17 protein-coding genes and 1 pseudogene are annotated in these 22,118 nt (G+C 47.0%); 11 read left to right on the top strand and 7 right to left on the bottom strand.

What is annotated here, in order from left to right; translation table 11 throughout:
- Nucleotides 1–70: 70 nt before the first annotated feature.
- Nucleotides 71–1,258: an enoyl-ACP reductase FabV gene (fabV, locus tag ACXHJ2_RS05030; RefSeq protein WP_165081803.1), complete on the bottom strand. Its 1,188-nt coding sequence runs from the start codon at nt 1,256–1,258 to the stop codon at nt 71–73.
- A gap of 189 nt (nt 1,259–1,447) precedes the next feature.
- On the opposite strand from fabV, the gene ACXHJ2_RS05035 reads away from it, so the two are divergent.
- The 5 genes from ACXHJ2_RS05035 to ACXHJ2_RS05055 all read left to right on the top strand — a co-directional run bounded on the left by ACXHJ2_RS05035 (nt 1,448) and on the right by ACXHJ2_RS05055 (nt 11,893).
- On the top strand, nt 1,448–7,696 hold the full coding sequence (locus ACXHJ2_RS05035) for a WIAG-tail domain (RefSeq protein WP_165081805.1): 6,249 nt from the start codon (nt 1,448–1,450) through the stop codon (nt 7,694–7,696).
- A gap of 157 nt (nt 7,697–7,853) precedes the next feature.
- Nucleotides 7,854–8,333, top strand: coding sequence for a hypothetical protein (locus ACXHJ2_RS05040; RefSeq protein WP_040103124.1), 480 nt, complete (start codon nt 7,854–7,856; stop codon nt 8,331–8,333).
- A 174-nt stretch (nt 8,334–8,507) separates the two neighbouring features.
- Nucleotides 8,508–9,218 (top strand): response regulator transcription factor, encoded by a 711-nt coding sequence (locus ACXHJ2_RS05045; protein ID WP_040103125.1) that lies wholly within the window; start codon nt 8,508–8,510, stop codon nt 9,216–9,218.
- A 2-nt stretch (nt 9,219–9,220) separates the two neighbouring features.
- Complete coding sequence (locus ACXHJ2_RS05050) at nt 9,221–10,600, top strand: sensor histidine kinase (RefSeq protein ID WP_165081807.1); 1,380 nt, start codon at nt 9,221–9,223, stop codon at nt 10,598–10,600.
- A gap of 225 nt (nt 10,601–10,825) precedes the next feature.
- Nucleotides 10,826–11,893, top strand: coding sequence for an ABC transporter ATP-binding protein (locus tag ACXHJ2_RS05055; protein WP_013372507.1), 1,068 nt, complete (start codon nt 10,826–10,828; stop codon nt 11,891–11,893).
- Between the two features lie 145 nt (nt 11,894–12,038).
- Here the strand turns inward: ACXHJ2_RS05055 and ACXHJ2_RS05060 are convergent, their stop codons facing one another.
- Nucleotides 12,039–13,322 carry a pectate lyase family protein gene (locus tag ACXHJ2_RS05060; protein WP_165081809.1) on the bottom strand — a complete coding sequence of 428 codons (1,284 nt, stop codon included), beginning with the start codon at nt 13,320–13,322 and terminating at the stop codon, nt 12,039–12,041.
- Between the two features lie 443 nt (nt 13,323–13,765).
- Between ACXHJ2_RS05060 and ACXHJ2_RS05065 the strand changes: the two genes are divergently transcribed.
- Entirely contained in the window at nt 13,766–14,503 is a 738-nt protein-coding gene (locus ACXHJ2_RS05065) for a cyclase family protein (RefSeq protein WP_165081811.1), read from the top strand.
- Between the two features lie 123 nt (nt 14,504–14,626).
- On the opposite strand, the gene ACXHJ2_RS05070 is transcribed toward ACXHJ2_RS05065, so the two are convergent.
- Nucleotides 14,627–15,040 carry a DUF4183 domain-containing protein gene (locus ACXHJ2_RS05070; RefSeq protein WP_013372504.1) on the bottom strand — a complete coding sequence of 138 codons (414 nt, stop codon included), beginning with the start codon at nt 15,038–15,040 and terminating at the stop codon, nt 14,627–14,629.
- 249 nt (nt 15,041–15,289) lie between these two features.
- Here ACXHJ2_RS05070 and ACXHJ2_RS05075 point away from each other — a divergent pair, with 249 nt between their 5' ends.
- Entirely contained in the window at nt 15,290–16,114 is an 825-nt protein-coding gene (locus tag ACXHJ2_RS05075) for a DUF4183 domain-containing protein (protein WP_274597485.1), read from the top strand.
- A gap of 39 nt (nt 16,115–16,153) precedes the next feature.
- On the opposite strand, the pseudogene ACXHJ2_RS05080 reads toward ACXHJ2_RS05075, so the two are convergent.
- Both ACXHJ2_RS05080 and ACXHJ2_RS05085 read right to left on the bottom strand, forming a co-directional pair.
- Nucleotides 16,154–16,390: pseudogene (locus ACXHJ2_RS05080) on the bottom strand (oxidoreductase); the annotation flags it as partial.
- Nucleotides 16,386–16,544, bottom strand: a complete 159-nt coding sequence (locus ACXHJ2_RS05085) for an oxidoreductase (protein WP_238791051.1) — start codon at nt 16,542–16,544, stop codon at nt 16,386–16,388. The pseudogene ACXHJ2_RS05080 and the gene ACXHJ2_RS05085, both read right to left, overlap by 5 nt.
- Nucleotides 16,545–16,838: 294 nt before the next feature.
- On the opposite strand from ACXHJ2_RS05085, the gene ACXHJ2_RS05090 reads away from it, so the two are divergent.
- From ACXHJ2_RS05090 to nfi, 3 genes are all read left to right on the top strand, one after another.
- Entirely contained in the window at nt 16,839–17,423 is a 585-nt protein-coding gene (locus ACXHJ2_RS05090) for a TetR/AcrR family transcriptional regulator (RefSeq protein WP_165081813.1), read from the top strand.
- Nucleotides 17,424–17,497: 74 nt separating this feature from the next.
- Nucleotides 17,498–18,079: an NAD(P)H-dependent oxidoreductase gene (locus ACXHJ2_RS05095; RefSeq protein ID WP_025676090.1), complete on the top strand. Its 582-nt coding sequence runs from the start codon at nt 17,498–17,500 to the stop codon at nt 18,077–18,079.
- Between the two features lie 82 nt (nt 18,080–18,161).
- Nucleotides 18,162–18,866 carry a deoxyribonuclease V gene (gene nfi / locus ACXHJ2_RS05100; RefSeq protein ID WP_165081815.1) on the top strand — a complete coding sequence of 235 codons (705 nt, stop codon included), beginning with the start codon at nt 18,162–18,164 and terminating at the stop codon, nt 18,864–18,866.
- A 91-nt stretch (nt 18,867–18,957) separates the two neighbouring features.
- On the opposite strand, the gene ACXHJ2_RS05105 is transcribed toward nfi, so the two are convergent.
- Nucleotides 18,958–19,287 carry a hypothetical protein gene (locus ACXHJ2_RS05105; RefSeq protein ID WP_013372497.1) on the bottom strand — a complete coding sequence of 110 codons (330 nt, stop codon included), beginning with the start codon at nt 19,285–19,287 and terminating at the stop codon, nt 18,958–18,960.
- A gap of 253 nt (nt 19,288–19,540) precedes the next feature.
- Nucleotides 19,541–20,734, bottom strand: a complete 1,194-nt coding sequence (locus tag ACXHJ2_RS05110) for a glycoside hydrolase family 5 protein (RefSeq protein ID WP_013372496.1) — start codon at nt 20,732–20,734, stop codon at nt 19,541–19,543.
- 337 nt (nt 20,735–21,071) lie between these two features.
- On the opposite strand from ACXHJ2_RS05110, the gene ACXHJ2_RS05115 reads away from it, so the two are divergent.
- Nucleotides 21,072–22,094, top strand: a complete 1,023-nt coding sequence (locus tag ACXHJ2_RS05115; RefSeq protein WP_165081816.1) for a substrate-binding domain-containing protein — start codon at nt 21,072–21,074, stop codon at nt 22,092–22,094.
- Nucleotides 22,095–22,118: the final 24 nt, after the last annotated feature.

Below are 22,118 nucleotides of genomic sequence, written 5' to 3' on the forward strand. Positions count from 1 at the left end.
TCAGTCCCATGTTCTTCTGCCAGAGACAGCTTTTTTATATTTTTCTAACAGAATGGCAGCACTAAAAGACTTAGCGTGCGTTAGGAATATTTACGATCGGATCAATATCAGCATCATAGTCCACACCCTCGAACTCAAAGCCGAACAGCTGGAAAAATTCGCGACGATATCCTTCAAGATCGGACAATTCATAGATATTATGGGTCGTCAGTTCCTCCCATATTTTCGCTACTTCTGCCTGCACATCCTCGCGCAGTTCCCAATCATCAATGCGAATACGACCTTCTTGATCTACCGCAGTTTCTGGTGCATACAGACGCTCGGCAAACAGGCGGTAGCTCTGTTCTATGCACCCTTCATGCAGCCCTTTCTCCTTCATCACCTTATATAAAGCGGAAATATACAGAGGAACGACAGGGATGGCCGAACTGGATTGGGTAACAAGTCCTTTGGTGACTGCGACGAAGGCGCGTCCACCCGTGGTTTTCATCTGGTCGTTCAGCTGACGAGCTGTCGCCTCCAGATGATCTTTTGCACTTCCGATACTGCCTTCTCGGTAGATGGCTTGGGTAATATCTGAACCGATATACGAAAAAGAGAAGGTAGTGGCGTTATCAGCGAGCACGCCGCCTGCACGCAAGGCGTCAATCCACAATTTCCAATCCTCACCGCCCATAACCTCTACAGTCCCCTGTACTTCTTCTTCTGTTGCCGGTTCGAGCGTCACGCTGCTGACTTCACCGGTGTGAAAGTTAACGGTCTTATTCGTGTAAGGCTCACCAATAGGTTTGAGCACGGAATTAGACGTTTCGCCTGTGCGGGGATTAGTACGGCGACCTGAAGCAACACTGTAAACCACCAAATCGACTTGTCCCAGTTCTTCGCGAATGGCTTCCACCGTTTTGGCTTTGACCTCATCCGAGAAGGCATCTCCTGTCACGCTTAAAGATTTAAGCCCAGCATCCTGAGCTGATTTTTCAAATGCAGCAGAATTATACCAGCCTGCTGATGCTGTGCGTGTAGCCGTAGCATTGCTAGGACGATACACGCCAATTGTATTGGCACGCGCACCGAAAGCGGCCGTAATTCGAGATGCCAACCCATATCCGGCAGATGCCCCGATCACAAGCACATTACGAGGTCCCTGGATAGCAGGACGGGCTTGTACATAGTCAATTTGCTCCTGAACATGTTGGGCACAGCCCACCGGATGAGCAGTGGTGCAGATAAAGCCACGTGTTCTTGGTTTGATAATCATGTTATTGTAGTTCCTCTCTTCTTGTAGCAATCTTCACCCTTACTATTTTAACTTTTAACAATTTTTTTTCAAACGTGGATTTCAGTAAGTATCCTTTTTACCCAAAAGTGAATCTCTGTACAGGGTGGCAAGTGCCTAAGAGTCTGCATATGATGCTGTAACGATAAACATGAGAAGGGAGAGAGCTGCTTGAAGAACAAGAGCCGCAAAACCAACAGAAACAAAAAGCCGCTCTATCGTGTAATTGACCCGGATATGAATGAGTTAAATATGATACAACGCTCAAAACCACTACCTGCGGAGAGGGAGACAGAAGCAAGACTTCATCAAGTTGCTTCTCCGCCTCCCCCAACTACAGAGGAGTCGGAGCTACAGACAATTGTCGAGCCTGAAGTCGAGGCTCTGCACGAGAAAGAGATTGAGGTTGCAGATGTAGAGGAGACTCCAGCTTTGAGGGAAGAGCCCCCACTGCCAGAGCTAGAACCAGAGCAAGAACTAGAGCCGGAACCAGAACCAGAACCAGAACCTGATCCAATTGATGTGGAAGAAATTTTGAACAATAAGAAGGCTCCGCATGTAAACAATGCTTTCATCTATACAGACGATTTGAGTGATTTCGCTGTGACAGGTGAAAAGATCGCTCCCGCTTCCATAGATTCCAGCAAGCTGAAACAAGAGAGTATCCAAACGGAATTTCTAGCAGATTATGCTGTTCATACAATTAAAATAGCTGACGGTGCTGTGACTGCTTCGAAGATTGCTCCCGACTCCATTACGGTCGAGCATCTGTCGGACGCATCAGTGGCAGGCAGTAAATTGCAGGATCGCTCTATTAGTGGTGAAAAACTTCGTGATGGCAGCATCACTCCAGAAAAGCTGGCGGATAAAATTATCAGCGGCGATCATATTGCCAATGGCTCGATTGAAAGCCGTCATTTCAAGCAATGGATCGTGTCTTCAGATATGCTTCAAGATCAGTCGGTCACCTCCGATAAAATTCGCAGCGGTACGATTCAATCGAACAATTTGGCGAATGAAGCTGTTGATAGCTCCAAGCTGGGCGATCAGTCTGTGACCACCTCCAAACTGCGGGATGGGGCTGTGGATGGAACTAAAATCCAGGCAGGTAGCATTGAGAGCGCACACCTGACCGAGCATGCCGTTCATGCCCGGCATCTAGCTCCGGGTTCGATTAATCGCAAGCAGCTATCCGACGGAATTGTGGGCAGGGAACAATTGGAGGAAGGTGTTGTCAGCGGGCGTCATCTGGAGTCTGAGGCAGTCACCAGTACGCACATTCAGGCAGGAGCAATTGAAAGAAAGCATCTCAGTCCTGGCTCCATCGGGGAAGAGCAGCTTGGAACGGGCCAAGTGACAGCCCGGCATATCGCGGATCGGAGTATTCAATCCAATAAACTGGCAGATCAGTCTGTAGGCTCATTGCAAATTGTTGATCAATCCGTCACTTCATCCAAAATATCGGATCAGAGCATTCTCCCACACAAAATTGCCGATGAGGCAGTACTTACCAGACATATTGCAACAGCAGCCATACAAGGACCCCAGATTTCTCCGGAGGCAGTTTCTTCCGTGCATCTTCAATCCGAAATTATTCGGAAAGATCATATTGCACCAGAGGCGGTTACGGAGCAACATTTGCATGCCGGGGCTGTGACAAGCGAGAAAATAGGGAAGGGTGCAGTTCTGGATCACCATGTGGCGAATCAGGCTATCAAGGAAAATCACATTGCTTCGAGCGCTATTAAGTCTGACAAAATCGCTGACGAGGCGGTTATAGAAACTAAAATTGGCACAGGGGCGGTAACCGGAAATAAAGTTGCGTCTCAAGCCATTACCCACGTACACATTGCAACGGGAGTAATCCGTGAGAACCACCTTGCCGACAACAGTGTGGGCGGAAAGGCATTACAGGCTCAATCGGTGGATTCAGCCCATTTGGCCCAGAGTTCTGTACAGAGCAAGCATCTTGCGGAAGACAGTGTCGGAACCGCGGCGTTGCAAGAACAGTCCGTTACCGCAGACATACTAGGTGAAGGCGCTGTTCAAACCGCACATTTGGCCAGCGGAGCGGTATACTCCCACCATTTGCAGGATCATGCCGTTACTTCGTTGAAACTATCGCCGGAAAGTGTGGCTACGGATAAAATTAATGATTTGGCGATTACTGCGCCTAAGTTAGCTGAGGGCAGTGTCACTTCCTCCAAGCTGTCTGCTCGTTCTGTGCAACCTTGGCATATTACAGATAAAGCGGTGCTGAGCAACCATCTGGCTGTTGAGGCAGTGGAGGCGAATCATCTTGCTCCGGAATCCGTCACCTCCAACCATTTGCAGTCTGCTTCGGTCCAAACCAAACATCTCGCCCCAGATAGTGTGTCCGGCCATGCACTTCAGTCGGAAAGCGTCACTTCCGAGAAGTTAGCGGCTCGGGCTGTGCAGGCTTCCAACCTGGCGGAAAACAGCGTGGGACCCGGGCATTTGGCTGCACAGGCCGTACACACCAGACATTTGGCCGCAGGATCAGTAGAGGACACGATATTAGCCCAGAATGCTGTGAAGTCTGAGCATCTTGCAGCAGAATCCATCCAATCCGAGCATTTGCAAAGCGGGATCATTCAGGGAGAGCATATTGCATTGCAGGCGATAGCGACTCCGGCCATACAGGATGAAGCGGTTACCTCTGCCAAACTATCAGAGGAAAGTGTAACCTCTACCAAGTTGTCAGCCCATGCAGTGCAGTCCGGGCATATTATGGATGAAGCTGTACAAAGCAACCACTTGGCCGTGGCGGTTGTGGACTCGACCCATCTGGCATCTGGAGCGGTCACCTCAGTGCACCTACAGGCCTCCTCGGTGCTTACGAGACATTTGGCTCCGGATAGTGTGTCCGGTCGTGCACTACAAGCGGAAAGTGTTACTTCGGAAAAGTTGGCAGCCCGTTCGGTACAAGGAATGAACCTTGCAGAAGGCAGTATCGGCCCTTCACATCTATCTGTGCAGTCCGTACACACGCGGCATTTGGCAGCTGGAGCGGTACAGGATAGAGTGCTGGCAGAGGGAGCAGTGAAGTCCGTGCACATTGCCCCGGAATCGATCCAACCACACCATCTGCATACTGAAATCATTCAGGGCGAGCATATTGCATCTCAGGCCATATCGACCGATGCTTTACAAGATGAGTCTGTGACATCTAACAAACTGGCAGATGAGGGCGTGACTGCCGCCAAGCTGTCGGCCCACTCGGTACAGTCGTGGCACATTACAGACGAAGCGGTGCAAGGAAATCATTTGGCAGCAGAATCCATCCAGTCGAACCATCTGGCGCCGGAAAGTGTCACTTCAGCCCACTTGCAGTCTTCGTCAGTGCTCACGAGCCATCTGGCCCCGGATAGTGTGTCCGGCCGTGCGCTACAATCGGAAAGCGTCACCTCGGAAAAGCTGGCAGCCCACTCGGTGCAAGGAACGAATCTTGCGGAAGACAGCGTCGGCCCGTCACATTTGTCTGCACAGTCGGTACACGCCCGACATTTGGCAACTGGCGCAGTACAGGATACAGCGCTGGCAAAGGGAGCAGTGAAGTCGGCACACATTACCGCGGGGTCAATCCAGCCGCATCACCTGCACACAGGAAGCATTCAGGGCGAGCATATCGCATCCCAGGCCATATCGACCGATGCTTTGCAGGATGCGTCTGTTACCTCCGATAAATTGGTGGATGAGGGTGTGACTGCCGCCAAGCTGTCGGTCAACTCGGTACAGCCGTGGCACATTACAGATGAAGCTGTGCAAGGAAATCATTTGGCGACAGAAGCCATCCAGTCAAGCCATCTGGCCTCGGAATCCGTTACCTCTCGCCATTTGCAGGCCTCTTCAGTGCTTACGAGCCATTTGGCGCCAGATAGTGTATCCGGTCGTGCACTACAGGCGGAAAGCGTCACCTCAGAAAAGCTGGCAGCACGCTCGGTACAAGGGACGAATCTTGCGGAAGGCAGCATCGGCCCGTCACATCTGTCGGCACAGTCCGTACACAGCCGGCATCTGGTAGCCGGAGCGGTACAGGATAGAGCGTTGGCAGAGGGAGCAGTGAAATCTGTGCATATCGCTCCAGAATCGATCCAGTCGCACCATTTGCACACTGGAAGCATTCAGGGCGAGCATCTGGCATCCCAGTCGATATCGACTGATGTTTTACAGGATGAGTCCGTTACGTCTGATAAATTGGCGGATGAGGGTGTGACTGCCGCCAAGCTGTCGGCTCACTCAGTACAGCCGTGGCACATTACAGATGAAGCTGTGCAAGCTAATCATTTGGCAGAAGAGGCCGTTCAGTCGAGCCATCTGGCGCCGGAATCTATCACCTCAGCTCACTTACAACCTTCGGTGATACTTGCGAGCCATTTGGCACCAGAAAGTGTATCTGGTCTTGCGCTACAAGCGGAAAGCGTCACTTCGGAAAAGCTGGCAGCGCACTCGGTGCAAGGGACGAATCTTGCGGAAGATAGCGTCGGTCCTTCGCATTTGTCCGCACAGTCGGTACACACTCAGCATTTGGCAGTTGGCGCAGTGCAGGATACAGCGCTGGCAGAGGGGGCAGTGAAGTCGGTACACATTGCCACGGAATCCATCCAGCCGCATCACCTGCACCCTGGAACCATTCAGAGCGAGCATCTGGCATCCCAGGCTATATCGACCGATGCATTACAGAATGAGTCCGTTACGTCCGATAAATTGGCAAATGAGGTCGTGACTGCTGCTAAAATATCTCCACATTCCGTACAGCCATGGCATATTACGGACGAAGCCGTGCAAGCCAATCATTTGGCAGAAGAGACCATCCAGTCGAGCCATCTGGCCCCAGAGTCCGTCAGCTCAGCCCACTTGCAGTCTTCGGCGGTACTTGCGAACCATCTGGCCCCTGATAGTGTGTCTAGTCGTGCGCTACAAGCGGAAAGCGTCACCGCGGAGAAGCTGGCAGCGCACTCGGTGCAAGGAACGAATCTTGCGGAAGGCAGCGTCGGCCCGTCACATCTGTCTGCACATTCGGTACACACCCAGCATCTGGCAGACGGTGCAGTACGGGATACAGCGCTGGCAGAGGGGGCAGTGAAGTCGGTACACATTGCCATGGAATCCATCCAGCCGCATCATCTGCAAACCGGAACCATTCAGAGCGAGCATCTGGCATCCCAGGCTATATCGACCGATGCATTACAGGATGAGTCCGTTACGTCCGATAAATTGGCAGATGAGGTCGTGACAGCTGCCAAAATATCTCCACATTCCGTACAGCCGTGGCACATTACGGACGAAGCAGTGCAAGCCCATCATTTGGCAGAAGAGACCATCCAGTCGAGCCATCTGGCGCCGGAATCCGTCACCTCAGCCCACTTGCAGCCTTCGGCAGTGACGATCCAGCATATTGCGCCAGGGAGTGTATCTGTTCACGCGCTCCAGGCAGGCAGTGTGAACGCTGAGAAGCTTGCGCTTCGGGCGGTGCGAGCTTCGAATCTGGCGGAAGCCAGCGTAAGCTCCGTACATTTGACAGAACATGCCGTGCAAGCCCAGCATTTGTCCGATGGAGCGATTCAAGAGTCAGCACTGGCAGAAGGGGCTGTGCAGTCCCGCCACATTTCACCGGATTCTGTCCAATCCGAGCATTTGCAAGCAGGAGCTATTCAGTCACAGCATATCGGCTGGCAGGCGGTGTCAGAGGAAGCTATACGGGATGGAGCGGTGACGTCCGGCAAACTCGCAGATGGAACGGTGGAGTCCCGCCATGTGGCTGAGGAGGCAATTGAAGGCCACCATATTGCAGAGGAAGTCATTGATTCGCACCATCTGAAACCCGGCTCAGTAACACTGAATCAATTGTCCACAGATATTCATCTCTCGGGACTTTTGCCTGAGGAAGGAATCAGTGGCGACAAACTTCAGGCAAACAGTATATCTCGCAGCCATCTGCAGAATCAGGTCGTCGACAGTGAGGTGCTGAGCCCAGAAGCTGTAGGTCCAGAGCATCTGCAGGCTGCTGCGGTACAAAGTCATCATGTGGCAGAGCAGAGCATCGAAGGTCATCATCTGGTAGAAGGTTCCGTGGGCTCACGTGAGCTGGAACTGAACGCAGTGAAACCAGAGCATTTGAGCATCACCCCGGTCCGTACTTGTACAAATCAGCCTGCATTGCAGCAGTTTGGCAGAGCGCCGTTTCTTTTAAAGGGAAGCGAAGGAGAGACAGAAGTAACCATTGTATTCGGGGAGCCATTTGTGAACCCGGATTACACATTGGTAGCGATGACGAACCATCCTCTCTTCCATGCAACGCTGAAATCTCAGACGACTCATGGAGCGGTGATCGTTGTAACCAAGTGGAGTGAAACCGCGCATAACTACGGTATTGTTTCCTGGATTGCCATCGGTTAGTGGAGATGATGGTTGCAACATTTATAGCGTGCAGACTCATGTATTTTTCAGATACAGAGCTGCACGCTTTTTCATATACTTTTCACATATTTGCTCCACAATTATCCCGAATTCTCCTGATAAGCTAAAGATACTTTAAAGGAGAGGTGATTCAATCATGAAAAAATGGACTAAAAATGCAGCAGCCGTATTGACCGTAGTAAGTGTACTGGGAGGAGCAAGCAGCGCATTCGCCGCTACAGCAACCACAACTCCAGTCACCACTGCACCAGCCATCAAAGCTCCTGCGGTTACGACTCCTGCTAGCAAAACACCGTCAAAAGCGCCTGCAACGAAAACACCTGTGGTGAAAGCACCTGTTAAAAAAGCTCCTGCCAAAAAAGCCAGTGCGAAAAAAGTGGCAAGCCACAAAGCAAAAGCAGTGAAAGCAAAACACCGCACAGTTAAACATCATGCGAAAAAACATAATGCTGTTCAACGCAAGGTAGCGGCACATAAAACTCGTGCACAACATGTTGTATCTAAAAAAGTAACCCATAAAGCTCCAGTAAAAAAAGCAGTCCCAGCTAAAACAGCTCCAAAAACGGTGAAAACAGCTCCAAAAGCAGCAGCTAAAGTAGTAACAAACAAAAAATAAGGTAGAAGGTAGAAGTTAGTTAGCTTTCAGTTCACCTAGCATATACAGCAGCGATTCATGATAAGAAAAGACGGGACCGGGAACGGTATACCCGTCTTTTGTCTATTCTGTGGGGCTTCTGATAAGCTTAAGAAAGGATGCTAGCATTCAGAACAACAGCAAGGAGTTAAGGCTATGACAAAAATAGTAGTAGTGGATGACGATGTGTTCATTTTGCAACTAATATCTGAATATTTGAAAAAAGAGTCCTATGAGGTAACTTCCTTTTCCAGTGGGAAAACACTGGTAGAGCATATCCGAACCAACCGTCCGGATTGTCTCGTGCTTGATATTATGATGCCAGGCATTGACGGGCTTTCTCTATTGACTCAGCTTCGTGAGTTTACAGAAATGCCAATCATTATGATCTCCGCGCGCGGAGAGGAAAATGACCGCATCCATGGGCTGGAATTGGGATGCAGTGACTTTCTGACCAAGCCCTTTAATCCAAGGGAGCTGGTGGGAAGGGTCAAAGCGATGCTGAGACTGAGCAAGGCGGGCACGTCTGCATCTGATGACAAGCAAGCAGCAGAGGGCGCAAATCTTTGCCATGCAGGCAATCTGTGCATTTTTGCTGACTTTCGTAAAGTTACAGTAGACGGACGAGCGGTGAATTTGACCTCGCGTGAATTCGATCTGTTGCTGTTTCTTGCGAATCATTTGGAACGGCCTTTTGGCAGAGAGCATTTGATTCAGCAGGTGTGGAGCTATGATTTTATAGGAGATGTGAGGGTCGTAGATGATCTGGTCAAACGTATTCGCAAAAAGTTGGCAGAATACCACTCCACGCTCGTCATTAACACGGTATGGGGATTTGGATATAAAGCAACGGTTCAGGAGATGTAGCCATGCGTACGATGAGAGCCAAAATTCTGCTGTCCCTGTCTATTGCAATGCTGATTACTGTCTGTATTACGGTGGTCTTATTTATCAGGCTCATCGACGACATTCTGGTGAATCAGGCCAAATCCAAGCTCCATGAGCAGGCACGCAAAGCCGTCCATATTATGAGTGACGGGGGCTTTGATCGACTGGATAATGCTGAACTTAACTATGTTATCAAGGGTGTGCTTTTATCTGCCGATTACTTTATTTTAAGCACGAATAACCGCATCATCGACTCCAGCGTCTCTGGAATGGAAGGCAAAAAGCTCGAGCGTTTGCTTTTGACCCGCCAGGGCTTTTTTGCCTCGGTTCATCCGTCTGCCCACGATCTGGTTACTACACATGAAGGGGTTGCTGTCCTTCAAGGTAAAAAGATACTGTTTACGAATGAAGAATTGCCCGGACAACCTTTTCGGATCTTTGTATACTCACCCTTATCTTCTTTGAGAGCACTCTATGTACCGTTAATGAGAACTACGCTGTTGTCGATCGTCGCGAGTTTTCTGGTGATTCTCGTTATTGGTCTGATGGTTGTTTCACGTCTGGTGCGTCCGCTCAAGCGATTGAAAGAGGCGGTAGGCAACTATGAGCCGAATCAGCCGCAGGATAGTGATTTTCCGCAGGCGGACAAAAGCGAAATTGGCGAACTGATAGGCACCTTTCATTCCATGTCCGCTCGCATTCAGCAGCACCACCACAGCCAAATTGAATTCCTACAAAATGTATCACACGAGCTAAGAACACCGCTAATGTCCATTCAAGGCTATGTATATGCCATTCAGGATCAAGTGGTATCGCAGGACGAGGGACTGAGCATTATTAAAGTGCAATCCCAGCGATTAATTGATATGGTGGAAAAGTTGCTTCAGCTATCAAGGCTGGAGGCGCTGAATGAGGAATGGCCTGTCTCTTTGATTGATCTGAGAAGTATGGCAGAGGACGCTGTTCATCTGTTGATGCCGATGGCCAGCGAACGCTCTATCTCGCTGCGAGTGGAGGGAGAGGGTCTGCATGTGGCCGTTCCGGCCGAGCAATTATTCCGCATGATATTGAATTTGCTGCAAAATGCAGTTCGACACACCTCCACAGAGGTAGTCATTCATTTGGAGACGGGGACAACATCGGAGGTTGTGTGGGTTATGCATGTAGATGATGATGGGGAAGGTCTAACCGAATCTGAAGCAGCCGAGGTGTTCGGAAGATTCTATACCGGATCAAATGGTGCGACGGGACTAGGATTGGCCATCTGCCGTCAAATAGCCTCCCGACTGAATGGAGAATTACTTTGTACACGATCGCCATTAGGTGGGGCACGCTTCAGCTACATTCAACGCATGTCATGACGCATGTTATAAATGAGGAAAAAATGGTTAAAAATGATCAATTTTTCGCTAAAACGTGCCATTAATATGACATTTCATGATAGGTTTTTGGTGATATTTTAGATATTGCTTGACTGGCAGGTACTAAAATGAGTAAAATTATTCGTATATACCTTGACTCATGAACGTCGTTTTTTTAGATAGTGGTCAATAATAGTGATGAATAATAAATGAAAGAGTGATGAGATGAACCGCCTTTTGGAAGTGAAGGACTTAACGATATCTTTCAAGACCCGTCAGGGACTAGTGCAGGCCATTCGTGGCGTAAACTTTCATGTCAATAAAGGAGAGACGCTGGCGATTGTCGGTGAATCCGGCTCAGGCAAAAGCGTAACCTCACAAGCTGTTATGAAGCTGATCCCGACTCCTCCGGGCGTTTATCAAAAGGGTCAAATTATGTTTGACGGACAAGAGCTGATTAATAAAACGGAAAAGCAGATGCAAAAAATTCGTGGTAAGGAAATTGGTCTGATTTCTCAGGACCCTATGACTTCACTTAACCCGACGATGAAAGTCGGTAAGCAGATCACGGAAGTGCTTTTCAAGCATGAAAAGATATCCAAGGACGCTGCTCGCAAGCGGGGTATTGAGTTGCTGAATCTGGTAGGTATTCCACATCCTGAACAGCGTTTTAACCAATATCCGCATGAATTTAGTGGCGGTATGCGTCAACGTGTCGTCATTGCAATGGCATTGGCTGCTAATCCGAAACTTCTGATTGCCGATGAGCCGACGACTGCGTTGGATGTAACCATTCAAGCTCAAATCTTGGAACTGATGAAGGATCTTCAGAAAAAAATTGATACTTCTATCATCTTTATTACTCATGATCTCGGTGTTGTGGCGAAGATGGCGGATCGCGTTGCTGTTATGTATGCAGGGCAAATCGTGGAAACAGGTACGGTTAATGAAATTTTCTATAACCCAAAACATCCATATACATGGGGACTCCTCGCTTCCATGCCTAGTTTGGACAGCCATGGTCAGAAGCTGGCTGCGATCCCGGGAACACCACCGGATCTGCTTCACCCACCTGTAGGGGATGCTTTTGCAGCCCGTAGTTCTTATGCCATGAAAATTGACTTTGAGAAAGAGCCTCCACTCTATCAATTGTCTGATACACACTTTGTGAAATCATGGCTGCTTCATCCAGATGCACCTGCGGTTGAGCCACCAGAAGCGGTGAAGGCTAAACTTCGCAAGCTGGATAACGCATTTGAAAAGCCAGTTTTAGTTGAACAATACGGCAGTTAAAGCACGATATCATTTGTAAATAATCAAATAATAAATAAAAAAAGGCTGTTTTCTCCGTGTGAATTAATATTACGGAGGAACAGCCTTTTTGGTGTAACACCACAGGTTGTATGAGTCTGTGGTGATTTGTATTATACGGCAGCGCTTACAACTTGCCGGAACCGGCTTGGGAAGTGACTTCTGTCTTCACGCTGGCGGATGGGGAAATTTTATCGTTCAAGGATGGCTTCCAGCCTACAGAGGAGCTAAGCCCCGCGCTGGAGCCTGCGTTTACGGCCTGTCCATTCAGAAGTGTGCCAGTGTCTGACAAGGCAGTTCCACCAAAAACAGTCACAATTTTGGCTGCGGACAGTCCTGCAACGTCAATGACATTGTTTTCAGCAAAGATTTTAGAGGATTTGCCCGCGCCCCATATATACAGTGTAGGGTATTCAGAGCGTTTTACATCACCTGTATAGTAATTGTTATATAGATGGACTTGTCCATAACGTACGCGCGGTGTGCGTTGTACTGTATTCTCATAATAATTGTGATGCAGGGTTACACGTAAAGCCCCTTCATCTGCTGTTTTACTGTCGCTGTTGCCGATAATGGATGTTTTGTCATGATCGTAAAAGTGATTGTATGAAATGGTAACCAGATCACCTTGGTTAATCACATCGAGCAGTCCATCATGATGTTGGTATTCTTGACCGTAGAAGGTGCCGTTTCCGCTATCGGGGTGAGCCCCGTCATTGAACGTATTGTGATCCACCCATACATGCGTGGCTCCGTTAATTGTAATGCTGTCATATTCTGAATTCCAATTGCCTGTACTGCCATCAGTTGGGTCCCATTGTGGGAAATAATCGTAGGCATCCTGAAACTCAATATTACGGATAATGACGTTGTCTGTACCCTTTTTTAATTGGAAGTTTGCGCCATTAATGACGGCATTGTTGCCCAGACCGACAATCGTTGTATTGGATGGAATTTCAATAACGATACGACTGGCTTGATTCTTCTGTGATGCCTTACGTGCATCTTCCAATGTACCAGAAGGAACCTTTTTCCCCCATGTAGACGGATCATACGCCTTGAGATACGCATTGAAATCATACTTAGAGTCCTTGTAATCGTTCAATCCTAATGGTTTATTATTGTCATCGACGTTAGCATTGATTGTACCTTTGACATAAATAATTTTAGGTGTAGTGTTGCTGCTCTTGCCTAACGCATCGACAAGTTGTTTACGGTTCGTTACGGTGAAAGTATTGGAGGAAGTAGCAGTAGCTCCACCTGTTGTGCCAGTAGAAAAGGCGGCCCAGCCGTTTTTGCTGCCGAGTGTCTCCTTGCCAATATCGCTGGCTGCATGAGCAGGTGCACCCATAGGAGCCAGAGTAGCGAACAGTAACACGGCTGCGATTCCGAGTGAAAATCTCTTTTTCATAAAATACCTCCGTATATTGGATAAATGGAGTAGACGAACGAAGGGAGTCCCGGGTGCTCCTGTAGTTTCTACATGTTCTATCATACTTTGTGTTCCAGTATTTGTTAATATAATAAAAGTTACATACTAAAATTTTTGTCGAATTTTTTATATAATTCAATAGAGCCCTTCTTTTTCCAATCAAAACGCATATGCTAGAATGAAAACGTTAACAATCATACCGAACAGAAAATGTATATATGATTATATGGAATTTTACTGGTGAATTTCTTTTAAAATCAGTCTGTTCATCTTCATATTAAAGCAAAGAAAAATTGAACGGTTTTTCTCATAATGTTAACGATTTCAAGCCAAAATACGAAGGGGAAGGACAGGGGATTTATGGATTTTTGCAGCATCCTCAGGTACAATGCTTGTAATAAAGCTGAGGAGGAATGGGCATCATGGCAGAGCATTTAGCAGATATCCTGAAGTTGTTGAAGCAAAAAGAGTGGGTGGACTTGTCCCATGCCTTTTATCCCGAAATTCCCCATTTTCCGGTTTTCGATAATGTTCAGGTGGATACCCTGTTTACCCACGACGATGGCTTTTTTGTAAAACAATACTGCTTTCCAGGGCAATATGGAACTCATATCGACGCCCCCGTTCATTTTGTGAAGGGTAAACGTTATTTACATGAGCTTTCGTTGAAGGAACTGGTTTTGCCGCTGGTTGTCATTGACCGTTCAGCAGCCGTTGCAGCCAATTCCGACTATGAGCTTACGGTTGCGGATATTCTGGATTTTGAACAAGAGCACGGACGGATTGCCGATCAGTCCTTTGTCGCCTTTCGTAGTGATTGGAGCAAGCGTTGGCCTGATCCTGATGCTTTCTCGAACAAGGACAACGCTGGAGATGCACATTGCCCGGGTTGGTCGCTGGATGCGCTGCGCTTTTTGGTAGAGGAACGAAATGTTGCTGCTATTGGACATGAAACACTGGATACTGACTCCTCTGTAGCTTATCGAAAAGAGGGCAAGCTGGTAGGAGAATATTACATATTGGAGCAGGATCGATATCAAGTTGAGGTGCTGACGAATTTGGACAAGCTGCCCCCGAAGGGTGCAGTCATTTATAATATTGTACCGAGTATTCAGGATTCTCCGGGATTTCCGGTGCGCTCCTTTGCTATTTTGCCTTAATCTTGAGCTTAAAAGACCGATTCAGATCTGGACATCTGAATCGGTCTTTTTCTAGCATATACGGGGTAGTGTACAGCGTGAATGACCATTCAGTCCGGCTTGGTTCAAAATCATTGAAACGTCTTATGTGATAATCGTTACGGTAGGGGCAGAGATGGTAGGCTGAGTTGTGATAGTAGAGGTTGTGCCGCTAAAATCAGATATTTCTATGACAGCGGGGACACCTGGTGTAATATCTACGGAGGCAATGACCAGACTTGCCGTGGTTAGGGTGAATAAGGAGCTCTGCTGAATAACTCCGTTAATATAATAATTAGCAGAATCAGTAGCCGTTAATGTTGGCAAAGCAACGACTGGAGCATCGGCATCATCTACGAAGCTGGCAGCAGGAATAGTTGTTGTTGTTGCTCCGATCATCCCGGCTGTAATGGTTGCAAAAAAACGAGTCACGGCTGGGGTTACAGTCGTGCTTATGGCACCACCAGTAGCTACTGGAGCAGTAGCTACTGCTGTGTATACAGGTTTTATGATGGGCATCGTTTTCATCTCCTTTCTTTACTGGGATGAGCCACTGCTGGCTCTTAATCAATAAATGATTTTTCAACCTATTCGGAAACGGCATATGAACCTTCCTATTAATAATAGGGTAAATGGAGAAAGCCCTATTTTACTGCGCAAAAAATGAAAGCGAATACTTGGAATCTGCATGCTACAAATGCCTAAGACCCTAATGGGAGATGTGCATACAATACATAAGTATGAGAGGAGGAGGTGTGTACGGCTGTTATGAAAAGACGCGATGCATCACTAAGGAGGCAAGGAAAGAGACCGGTACATTGCAAGATCAACAAACGAAAAAAGTGCAAGCCCCGGTATTCATTCAAAGATAAAACAAAAACGGGGCTCCATGCTCAAAAGCATCCAAAACTAATTATTATACAACGACGCTTCAGAAATACTCCTGCCAAACGGAAGAGGATAGAGCATACAGGAAAGCAAGGTCTGCCAGGCGAAGCCGGGGTGACAGGAGCGCCAGGAGTACCGGGAATTGCGGGAACACCAGGAACACCAGGAATACCTGGAATACAGGGTCCAGCAGGAACACAGGGAGCACCGGGAGTGCCAGGTCCAGCTGGGGCTCCCGGTAGTGCAGGCGCAACAGGTGCACCTGGTCCTACCGGAGCACAGGGCATACCTGGCCCTACCGGAGCCCAAGGCATACCCGGTTCTACCGGGGCACAAGGCGTAACCGGTCCTACTGGAGCCCAAGGTATAACTGGTCCAACAGGTCCGGCTCCTGACATCTCCAATGTTGAAATTGTCCCTACGGCTGAGCGGTATTTTTATTTTACTCCTGATCCGATTGAATCTTCAGTCACAATTATGGCGGATCAATTTTCTGTAGATGGTGTGCAGGGGGCTTTTCAGAGGTTTCATGTTGGAAGCAATAGTTATGCCAATCTGTATATTAACGGGATGTTACAAGAAAGAACGTTGTTCAGCTTGACACCTTCATCGCTGACGATTCACCTCAGCGAAGGGGAGACTATTTCCTCCGGCACACCTATTATTGTGGAAATTGTTCAATTTAGTGTGCGATACAGTGCATGACATTGCTCGCGATGAATACTTCATGTGATGGACATTATTTTAAAACCAAAAATGGTTATAGGGTGCAGGTCCTTCAATACGAACACCGAGTTGCTCGGCTGCCTGTCTGGGCCAGAATGGATTACGCAGCAGTTCCCGACCTACTTCAACCAGATCCGCCCGACCATTACGCAAAATTTCCTCGGCTTGAATACCGTGAGTAATCAATCCTACGGCCGCGGTAGCTATATCAGCAGCCTGACGAATAGTCTCCGAGTAAGGCACCTGATAGTCAGGAGCGTCCGACATGGCAAAGCTGGAGACCGGCTTTAGAGCCTTGGTCATGGATGGCCTGCACCACTTTTTGCAGCGGGGAAATGTGCTCGTCGCTCCATATGCCAAGGCTGCCCGAATCTTTTCCCTGCTGGGTGACTGCATGCACTTCAAGCATGATTAGCCCGACTTGTCCTAGCGCCGAGCGCCGTAATGCAGCGTATGCCAATCGGTTGCTTTTCCGTCCTCTTTATTTACGCTTCAGAACGCCCGCTTTTATTCGGTTACATATGTATTTTATAGGAATAAAATGAGGCGCTACACGTATCATTTAACGTATTTATGACCATTCACTTATAAAAACATGGTATTTTAGGTTTATTACGATGGATTTTAAATTCAAGCATACAGACAGGTTGAAACTGTATAAATATGATTTGCAATTTGGTTAGCAATCACTTACTATAATCCTATGAATAAGAAAACACATGTAGACAGTAAAAAGAAGGATATTCTGCAGGCAGCGATGTGCTTATTTGCAACCAAAGGAATTGATGGGATTTCGGTCAAAGAAATTGCAGAGGCTGCCGGTGTGACAGATGCTGCGATTTATAAGCATTTTAAGAGTAAAGACGCGATGGCCTTGGAGGTATTCGGGCAGTATTGCAATAGCTATACCACCTTAATTGACTTTTATCGCAAGCAGAATGGGAGCTTTCTCAGTCGTTTCCACCAACTGGTGGATGAAGTGCTGAATATGCATGATGAGGACCAATATGGATTGCTTCTACTATCACAGCATCATGAGCTGTATGTTGAAGCAAGCCAGAACCAGAATGTGCGTCAGCCGCTGGAGGCGTTGACTGAATTCATCGAACAGGGGATTCAACAAGGTGAACTGCCGAAGCAGGATGTTCAGCTATCCGGTGTGCTCGTCATTGGAGCCATTACACGCTTGTCCGTGTCTAGCCTGGAAGGTGAACTTCCACAGCAGCTGGTTCCATTTGCCGTAGAGATCAAACAACGTTTAACTGCTTTATTAAGTAAAGGTCAGTAGTGACCTTTTCTTTTTAAATATAAAGTTAGTGTTTTCTAACTAAAATCATAATATGAAGGTAGGAAGTGGCTTATATGTCTAAAAAAATATTGGTGATTCAGGGGAATCCGGTCGCTGACAGTTATGGAGAAGCGCTGGCTCAAGCCTATGTAAAAGGAGCCGAAGGCGCAGGGGCTGAGGTTCGCTTATTGCAGCTGTCCGCGTTGGAGTTTAATCCAAATCTATCAGGTGGATATCGGAATAAATTGCCGCTTGAACCTGATTTGATTCAAGCACAGGAATGGATTAAATGGGCAGAACATCTCGTTTTTGTCTTTCCGATCTGGTGGGGCAGTTTGCCTGCGTTAATGAAGGGATTTATTGACCGTACCTTTATGCCGGGATTCGCGTTTAAATATCAAAAAGGAAAACCCTTGCCTGACAAGCTTTTAAAGGGAAGAACAGCCCGCCTTATCAGCACGATGGATGGTCCGCACTGGTATTACCGATTTTTCCAAGGACAGCCTGGGCACCGGATGATGAAGGATTCCACGTTACATTTATGTGGAGTCAAACCAGTACGTTCTACAACCATTGATCTCATGAATAAGAGGACAGAGCAACAGCGTAACGAATGGCTGAGCAAGGTTGAGCAGCTAGGACGAAGCATGAGCTAGGTTTTCGCCATCTCAATAGCAAACACGCTGATCCATTAACATATAGAGGACATTTGGAAAACTACATTCTAAGAGGATAGAAATGAGGCACAGAAAAATGGAACCAATCATAAATCATGAATGGGATCTAAATGAAAAAGAAGCGGTGAAATTACAGCAGGAGTTATCTTTAAAAGTTACAAAAGAAGATCGATTCCCTGAAATTCAATATGTTGCTGGGGTAGACGTGGCATACAGTGAACAAAGTGATCTCTTAGTTGCGGCCATCGTGATTTTAGATGCTAGCTCATTACAAGTAGTGGAATCCATAGTGGTTGAAGATGCTGTCCATTTTCCCTACATCCCCGGATTGTTTTCATTCAGGGAGCTACCGCCTATAGTAAAAGCATTGAAGCAAATCAAGACCTCTCCCCAACTGGTGGTCTGTGATGGACAAGGAATTGCCCATCCTAGACGATTCGGATTAGCCAGTCATTTAGGTGTTATATTTGATATTCCTACAATTGGATGTGGTAAAACGAGGCTATGGGGTGAATTCGAAGAGCCATCTCGAGAACGAGGGACATGTTCGTTATTAATGGATCGTGAGGAAATTATCGGTAGGGCGTTAAGAACCCAGGACAACATTAAACCTCTGTTTGTATCCGTAGGACATCGTATTTCATTAGAAACGGCCTGCAACTGGATATTAAAGCTTTGTCCACAATATCGCTTACCTGAGACCACTCGACAAGCTGATCAGCTTGTGAGAAAAGCTTTATCACAAATAAACCAGGGGAGTATCTGATCATAATCGATCTACATAAGGAAAAAACACCACAGTGGAGCAACTGGCTCGCATTGTGGTGTTTGGAATAGCTCATGTTTTACAATCAACGTTATATAAATATCGATGCAACGATTAAAATAAATCCGATCGCTAGACCGGCAGGGCCCCAATAATGCATAGGGATAAAAAACAGACTGTGCTGGGTTCCCATTCGATAGCGTTGTCCTGTTTCCATATCAACGAGCACCTTGTCCGAGTCGGCGTTAAGTGCTTTACCCAAATACCAGATAATAACTCCCGACACAATGAACACAAAAGCCATCGGCAGCCGGGAATCTATGGAGTCAAGCCCAAGAGCGGATACTAAACTGCCGACAATAACGAATAAAATTCCTGGAATAATGATATTTAAAATACCAAAGCCCTTCCAAATAATCACATGAAAACTTCCTTCCTAATTATGTTTACGTTCATGGTGAGTCTCTCGTCGAAATGATTTTCACATCCAACATATGTATTTATCGGTTAAAAGAGAGATTTAGTTTACAATATGACCCATTCATTAGGGAATTTACAATGTGTAAAACTGGAAAATGAAAAAAGCCGTTTCTCCACCTTTTCGTAGTCCCAGCACAAGCTGGACTGAAGGAGGAAAAATCGGCTTTTTTAATAAACGGATTGAAGTTCTGTGCCTATTCGGCGCTTGCTTTCACTTGCTCTGCTATGAAATTTACAGGCTTCATAATCCGGCTCAGCATGTCCTGCTTCGGACGGTTCCAGGTAACCCAGTCATCCAGCAGCAGACCACCTGTATCGCCGCTATTCGGATTCAGGGACCAATACGTAAAGTACAGGTTGTTGGCACCAATATAGTCTACGAGTGCATTTTGCCATTTACCCTCAGCGGAAGACGAATCAACATTGCGACCGCCGAATTCACCGACCAGCACCGGAGCTATGTTTTGCTTACTGATGTAGCCCCAGGTTTGATCCCAGATTGCTGGCAGGTTGGACGGGAAGGTTGAATCGTTGAACCATGGCTGCGAAGACACACCAGGACCGTAGTCATGTGGTGAATAGACGACACGGTTCGGTACGTCCAGAACGACAGGATAGTTGGCTACACCTGTCAGGTTGCCGCCCCACCAATATTGGCTGTTGTTGCCTTGTACATTATGGTCCACACCTTCTACCAAAATCAGCCAATTCGGATTCACAGACAGAATGGCATTCCCTGCACGCTGCGCCGCGAGACGCCAGTCTGTGGAAACATCGCCTGTTCCCCAGCTTGCCTGACCGTGCGGTTCGTTGTGTAAATCTGCACCAATGACGGTAGGATTGTTTTTATAACGTTCAGCCAACATCTTCCAGTCGCTGATCCAGCGGGACTCAGGGTACTGAGAGGTATACCATAGCTCGGATTGTCCACCTGAGCCTGGGCGGTGACGGTCAAGGATAATCTGAATACCGCGTTGTCCAGCTTTTTCGATCAGCTTGTCCATAATTTGAATCGGAGTCAATCCGACCAGATCAGGATTTTTGTAGTAATCAATACTGTCCGGACGAGAGCTGGAATCCAATAACTGATTGCTGTAAGGCAGACGGATGAGATTATAACCTTCCTTCTTCACCTGATCCAGCATGTCGTCCATTGAGCGGCTCCATAGTCCATGCAAAGTGTAATTAGGGGTTTCCAGACCAAACCAGTTCAGACCGTTAAATGCGGCCTCTTTCCCGGATTCATCTACAATCTTGTTTCCTTGGGTATGATAATATCCTTTCACGCTGGCTGCATCTGCCGAAGGTGGAGTGTACCCATACAGTGTGAAGCCCATGACGAGGGAGGCAATGACGAAAAATGTTTTTTTCAACCCTTTTTTCTTCATGATTCTTGCTTCCTCCTTTATATAAATGATATTGTAACCGATTACAGTTCCATTTTATGTTCAAATCTTCCATCAAACAAGTTCATAAAATTTGTATATTTTTAAGATTTCGTTCAAAATTATTAGTTTTGCGACAAGGGATATTTAGGTTAGGGGGTCTAGCATTTGTGGGGCTGAATTATGGGGTGAGGCACGTTCCAACTCACATTTATTATATTTTCCTCCTGTAAAAGAAGGTATATAATAAAGGAAATTCACATTACATACAGGTTGTAGAGTACATACAGAGTTGAAAATGAACACATGCCTAATACGCAATATAGAAAGGGGGGGAATCATGGTAACCACGATGAAAGAAGTCGCAGAACGTGCAGGGGTGTCGAAGAGCACAGTTTCACAGTTTCTGAATAAAAGATACAACTATATGAGTGAAAGCACCAAGAAGAAGATTGAGCAAGCGATTGAGGAGCTCAGTTATATTCCCAATGAGGTGGCGCGCAGTCTCAAGCAAAAGAAGACCTTTATTGTGGGGGTTATTTCTTCAACTATTTTGTCGAGATTTACAACAGAAATCGTGCGCGCAATTGAAGATGAATGCCAACTGGAAAATGTCCAGGTCATTGTCTGCAATACTGATGATGATTCGCTCAAAGAGAAAAAGTACGTCCAGTCGATGATCGCTCGGCAAGTGGATGGACTTATTATTTTTCCGACAGAAGAGAACAAAAAATTATATGTTTCCCTTGTCAAAAGTGGCTATCCGTTCGTGTTTGTGGACCGAAAAATCGATGAAATCAACGTAGACACGGTGCTGTTAAATAATGAAAAAGCTAGCGAGCTTGCGGTTGAAGCACTGATTGAGCATGGTCACAAAAATATCGGCATCATCACGTTTCCCCTAGGCAAAAAAGCAATTACCACACGAAGTGAGCGGCTGTCCGGCTATAGAAATACGCTCGGCAAACATGATATATCCATGCATGAAAACTATATCAAAAGCGGCAGGCTGGATGAAATGCCTGATCTTATTAGACAACTATTTTACATGGAGAGCCCGCCCACCGCAATCATTGCTACGAATGACATGATTTTGGAGCAGGTGCTGATCTATGCCAAAAATAATCATCTGACCATACCTAATGATTTTTCCTTGATTGGGATAGATGATGTATCCTTTGCATCTTTTTATAATCCGCCGATCACTACCGTTTCCCAGCCGAGTTTTGAAATGGGGAGAAGAAGTGCGAGGCTACTGCTCGATAAAATTGATCATAAAGAGCAGAAGCATGAGCAGCTGTCAGACATCATCCGATTAAATCCGGTCATTAACCACAGAGAATCTGTCCAAAAGTTAAATTGAATAATTGGAATAAGTATTTTTTTC

The sequence above is a fragment of the Paenibacillus sp. ALE3 genome (assembly GCF_054113405.1).

Excerpts from the sequence above, each read along its gene's own strand:
- fabV (WP_165081803.1), bottom strand. The coding sequence starts at position 1,258 with ATGATTATCAAACCAAGAACACGTGGCTTTATCTGCACCACTGCTCAT.
- ACXHJ2_RS05040 (WP_040103124.1), top strand. The coding sequence starts at position 7,854 with ATGAAAAAATGGACTAAAAATGCAGCAGCCGTATTGACCGTAGTAAGT.
- ACXHJ2_RS05045 (WP_040103125.1), top strand. The coding sequence starts at position 8,508 with ATGACAAAAATAGTAGTAGTGGATGACGATGTGTTCATTTTGCAACTA.
- ACXHJ2_RS05050 (WP_165081807.1), top strand. The coding sequence starts at position 9,221 with ATGCGTACGATGAGAGCCAAAATTCTGCTGTCCCTGTCTATTGCAATG.
- ACXHJ2_RS05055 (WP_013372507.1), top strand. The coding sequence starts at position 10,826 with ATGAACCGCCTTTTGGAAGTGAAGGACTTAACGATATCTTTCAAGACC.
- ACXHJ2_RS05060 (WP_165081809.1), bottom strand. The coding sequence starts at position 13,322 with ATGAAAAAGAGATTTTCACTCGGAATCGCAGCCGTGTTACTGTTCGCT.
- ACXHJ2_RS05065 (WP_165081811.1), top strand. The coding sequence starts at position 13,766 with ATGGCAGAGCATTTAGCAGATATCCTGAAGTTGTTGAAGCAAAAAGAG.
- ACXHJ2_RS05070 (WP_013372504.1), bottom strand. The coding sequence starts at position 15,040 with ATGCCCATCATAAAACCTGTATACACAGCAGTAGCTACTGCTCCAGTA.
- ACXHJ2_RS05075 (WP_274597485.1), top strand. The coding sequence starts at position 15,290 with ATGAAAAGACGCGATGCATCACTAAGGAGGCAAGGAAAGAGACCGGTA.
- ACXHJ2_RS05085 (WP_238791051.1), bottom strand. The coding sequence starts at position 16,544 with ATGCTTGAAGTGCATGCAGTCACCCAGCAGGGAAAAGATTCGGGCAGC.
- ACXHJ2_RS05090 (WP_165081813.1), top strand. The coding sequence starts at position 16,839 with ATGAATAAGAAAACACATGTAGACAGTAAAAAGAAGGATATTCTGCAG.
- ACXHJ2_RS05095 (WP_025676090.1), top strand. The coding sequence starts at position 17,498 with ATGTCTAAAAAAATATTGGTGATTCAGGGGAATCCGGTCGCTGACAGT.
- nfi (WP_165081815.1), top strand. The coding sequence starts at position 18,162 with ATGAGGCACAGAAAAATGGAACCAATCATAAATCATGAATGGGATCTA.
- ACXHJ2_RS05110 (WP_013372496.1), bottom strand. The coding sequence starts at position 20,734 with ATGAAGAAAAAAGGGTTGAAAAAAACATTTTTCGTCATTGCCTCCCTC.
- ACXHJ2_RS05115 (WP_165081816.1), top strand. The coding sequence starts at position 21,072 with ATGGTAACCACGATGAAAGAAGTCGCAGAACGTGCAGGGGTGTCGAAG.